The sequence below is a fragment of the Polaromonas sp. P1_G4 genome, assembly GCF_056405475.1.
This window is the reverse complement of record NZ_JBFUCA010000472.1, coordinates 1-3,365: the sequence shown is the minus strand read 5'-3', so window position 1 is coordinate 3,365 and position 3,365 is coordinate 1. Positions and strand designations below refer to the sequence as shown.

General features: G+C 59.8%; 6 protein-coding genes. 1 reads left to right on the top strand and 5 read right to left on the bottom strand.

Annotation, left to right across the window (positions count from 1 at the left end; all coding sequences use genetic code 11):
- Positions 1 to 173 precede the first annotated feature (173 nt).
- Positions 174 to 662: a GNAT family N-acetyltransferase gene (locus AC1D1X_RS18960; RefSeq protein WP_477668895.1), complete on the top strand. Its 489-nt coding sequence runs from the start codon at positions 174 to 176 to the stop codon at positions 660 to 662.
- Between the two features lie 164 nt (positions 663 to 826).
- Here AC1D1X_RS18960 and AC1D1X_RS18955 read toward each other — a convergent pair whose 3' ends face one another.
- The 5 genes from AC1D1X_RS18955 to rpsC all read right to left on the bottom strand — a co-directional run.
- The gene (locus AC1D1X_RS18955) at positions 827 to 1,333 is read right to left on the bottom strand and encodes a peroxiredoxin (RefSeq protein ID WP_457281634.1); all 507 of its coding nucleotides are present in this window, start codon (positions 1,331 to 1,333) and stop codon (positions 827 to 829) included.
- Between the two features lie 246 nt (positions 1,334 to 1,579).
- Positions 1,580 to 1,849, bottom strand: a complete 270-nt coding sequence (gene rpsQ, locus AC1D1X_RS18950; protein WP_457281635.1) for a 30S ribosomal protein S17 — start codon at positions 1,847 to 1,849, stop codon at positions 1,580 to 1,582.
- Positions 1,846 to 2,055 carry a 50S ribosomal protein L29 gene (rpmC, locus tag AC1D1X_RS18945; RefSeq protein ID WP_477698888.1) on the bottom strand — a complete coding sequence of 70 codons (210 nt, stop codon included), beginning with the start codon at positions 2,053 to 2,055 and terminating at the stop codon, positions 1,846 to 1,848. Before rpmC ends, rpsQ begins: the two co-directional genes overlap by 4 nt.
- Positions 2,056 to 2,067: 12 nt before the next feature.
- On the bottom strand, positions 2,068 to 2,484 hold the full coding sequence (gene rplP / locus AC1D1X_RS18940) for a 50S ribosomal protein L16 (protein ID WP_122954483.1): 417 nt from the start codon (positions 2,482 to 2,484) through the stop codon (positions 2,068 to 2,070).
- A 24-nt stretch (positions 2,485 to 2,508) separates the two neighbouring features.
- A partial coding sequence (gene rpsC / locus AC1D1X_RS18935; RefSeq protein WP_477698887.1) for a 30S ribosomal protein S3 occupies positions 2,509 to 3,365 on the bottom strand: 857 nt, incomplete at its 5' end.

Sequence of the window (3,365 nt, the reverse complement as noted above, 5' to 3'; positions counted from 1 at the left end):
ACACGGTCTCGCGCCTGGCTGCGGCGCTGATCCTGGCGGTCTGCGGCGGCGTGGCTTACTGGGTGTCTACACTGGCCGCGCCTGCATTTTGATGTCTCCGGCCGGGGCGTCCCGGGCCTGCTCTCCAGTTGCAAATCACGGTAAACTGGTTGTCGACTTCTCCCCGCCGATCCGTGCAACGCCCCTCCATCCAGTTCATCACGCCCGACACGCCGGCGCAGCTGGCCGCCACGCGCCTGATTTTTCGCGAGTATGCGGAGCAGCTGGGCATTGACCTGTGCTTCCAGAATTTTGAGGCCGAACTGGCCGAACTGCCCGGTGAGTACGATGACCCTGAGGGTGCGCTGCTGCTGGCCCTGGTCGACGGCGAAGTCGCCGGCTGTTGCGCGCTGCGGGCACTGGACTCGGTCGATTACCCGAATGCCGGGGAAATGAAGCGGCTGTATGTACGCCTGCCGTTTCGCCGCCTCGGTCTGGGCCGGCAGCTGGCGGAGGCGACTTTGGACGCGGCGCGCGTGGCGGGCTATTCCTCGGTGCTGCTGGACACGCTGGACGACATGGAATCGGCGCGCGCCCTGTATGCCGAGCTGGGATTCTCCGAGATACCGCCCTACTATCACAACCCGATCCCGGGCGCACACTATCTCAAGGTCGATTTTTAGGAAAAACATGCTGCAGGCCAATAGGACCTTGCGCAAGCAGCTATGTTATTGATAGCAATTAACTGGCCGACGTCAATCCGCCATCACCAGCAGAGCAAAAAAAAGCCGCTGACAAAGAGGCAGCGGCTTTGACAGACCCCCGTAAGGGCCAGGGGGCAGCGTGATCAGCCTTTGGCCTGCGCCAGCAACGTGGCGGCATCACTGACTTCAAACTTGCCTGGGCCTTCAACATTCAGGCTGGCGACCTTTCCATCCTTGACCAGCATGGAGTAGCGGTTGCTGCGCAGGCCCATGCCGCGCGCCGTCAGGTCCAGCGTCAGGCCCGTGGCCTTGGCGAACTCTGCACTGCCATCGGCCAGCATGCGCACCTTGTCGCCGGTCTTCTGGTCGCGTGCCCAGGCGCCCATGACAAACGCATCGTTCACGCTCAGGCACCAGATCTCGTCGACACCTGCAGCCTTCAGCTCCGCGAACTTCTCCACGTAACCGGGCACGTGCTTGGCCGAACAAGTAGGCGTGAACGCGCCAGGAAGTGCGAACAGCGCAATGGTCTTGCCGGCAGTGGCCTTGGCCACGTCGACCGGGTTGGGACCAATGCTGCAGCCATTGCCTTCAACTTCAGAAAATTCCATCAGCGTGGTGGCCGGAAGGGTGTCGCCTACTTTGATCATGGTGTGCTCCTCAAGAATGGATGGGTTGTGAATGAAGTGGGGAAATCAACCCCGAAGTGTAGTGCGGCGGCGGCAAGCGTGTGCTCACTGTGCCAAAGGCGGCGCGCACGTGAAGGTCATACTTCGAAAGCCCGGAGGGACGGCGGCACACCAGCGGCATCGCAGAAGGCACAAACAAAAACGGCCCACCGAAGTGAGCCATTTTTTTGAGCGTGACCGGAGTCAGCCTTAAGTTGAACTCAAGACTTAAACGACCGCAGCCTTTTCAACCAGACGGGTCACAACCCAGTTCTTGGTCTTGGAGATCGGGCGGCTTTCGGTGATCTCGATCACATCACCTGTGTGGTACTCGCCTTTTTCGTCATGGGCGTGGTACTTGCTGGACAGCGATACGATCTTGCCGTACAGCTCGTGCTTCACACGACGCTCAACCAGAACCGTGACGGTCTTGGCGCGCTTGTCGCTCACCACCTTGCCGATCAAGGTGCGCTTGAGGGATTTTTTAGCTTCCGTCATTTTTTGGCTCCTTGCTTGACGATGGTTTCGGCCAGGATAGTCTTGGCGCGAGCGATGCTGCGACGCGTGGAACGTAGCGTGGAAAGGTTGGTCAGTTGCTGCGTGGCTTTTTGCATGCGCAGGCCAAAGTGGGCTTTTTGCAGCTCTTTGACTTCGGTTTTCAGGCCGGCAACGTCTTTTTGGCKCAGTTCAGTAGATTTGGTCATTGTCATTTCCCCTTACTGGCCAATCATGCGGCTGACGAAGGTGGTGCGCAGCGGCAGCTTGGCGGATGCCAGGCGGAACGCTTCGCGGGCCAGCTCTTCAGGCACACCAACGATTTCAAAGACGATCTTGCCGGGCTGGATTTCAGCCACGTAGTACTCTGGGTTACCTTTACCGTTACCCATACGCACTTCAGCAGGCTTTTGGGAAATCGGCTTGTCCGGGAAGACACGGATCCAGATACGGCCGCCACGTTTGACGTGACGGGAAATCGCACGGCGTGCGGCTTCAATTTGACGGGCCGTCAGACGGCCACGGTCAGTGCATTTGAGACCGAAGTCACCGAACGCAACCGAGGAACCCCGGGTTGCGATGCCGGTGTTACGGCCTTTTTGCTCTTTGCGGTATTTTCTGCGAGCGGGTTGCAGCATTTTGATTCTCCGTTAATAGACCGATTACTCGGTCTTGGCACCGTCAGCTGCTGCAGCTGGCGCGGCTTTACGGACGCGCTTAACGGTGGTTTTCGGGGCTTCGCTACCAGGGGTAGCTTCAGCCGGCTTGTCGCTTCCATCTACCGGAGCGGTGTTGGTCGCACCGCGTGGTGCACGGGCACCGCGTGGAGCAGGACGGTCGGAACCAGGGCGATCGCCAGGACGGGCATCACGGCGTGGGCCGCGCGGCTTGCGTTCTTCGTCGGCCGGTGTTTCCACCATCTTGGCGCCTGGCGCATCGTTGCGGCCCAGCGTGTCGCCCTTGTAGACCCAGACCTTGACGCCGATCACACCATAGGTGGTCTTGGCTTCAGAGGTGCCGTAGTCGATGTCGGCGCGCAGGGTGTGAAGGGGCACGCGACCTTCGCGGTACCACTCGCAACGAGCAATTTCAATACCGTTGAGGCGGCCGGACGACATGATCTTGATGCCCAGGGCACCCAGACGCATGGCGTTTTGCATGGCGCGCTTCATCGCACGGCGGAACATGATGCGTTTTTCAAGCTGCTGCGTGATGCTGTCAGCGATGAGCTTGGCATCAATTTCAGGCTTGCGAACTTCTTCGATGTTCACGGCGACCGGCACGCCCAGCTGGCGGCTCAGTTCTTTCTTGAGGTTCTCGATGTCCTCGCCTTTTTTGCCGATCACGACGCCCGGACGTGCCGAGAAAATCGTGATGCGGGCATTCTTGGCGGGGCGCTCGATCAGAACGCGCGAAACCGCAGCGTTCTTGAGCTTGGCCTTCAGGTACTCGCGAACCTTGATGTCTTCAGCCRGCATGCCGGCGAAATCACGGTTGCTTGCGTACCAGCGGCTAGACC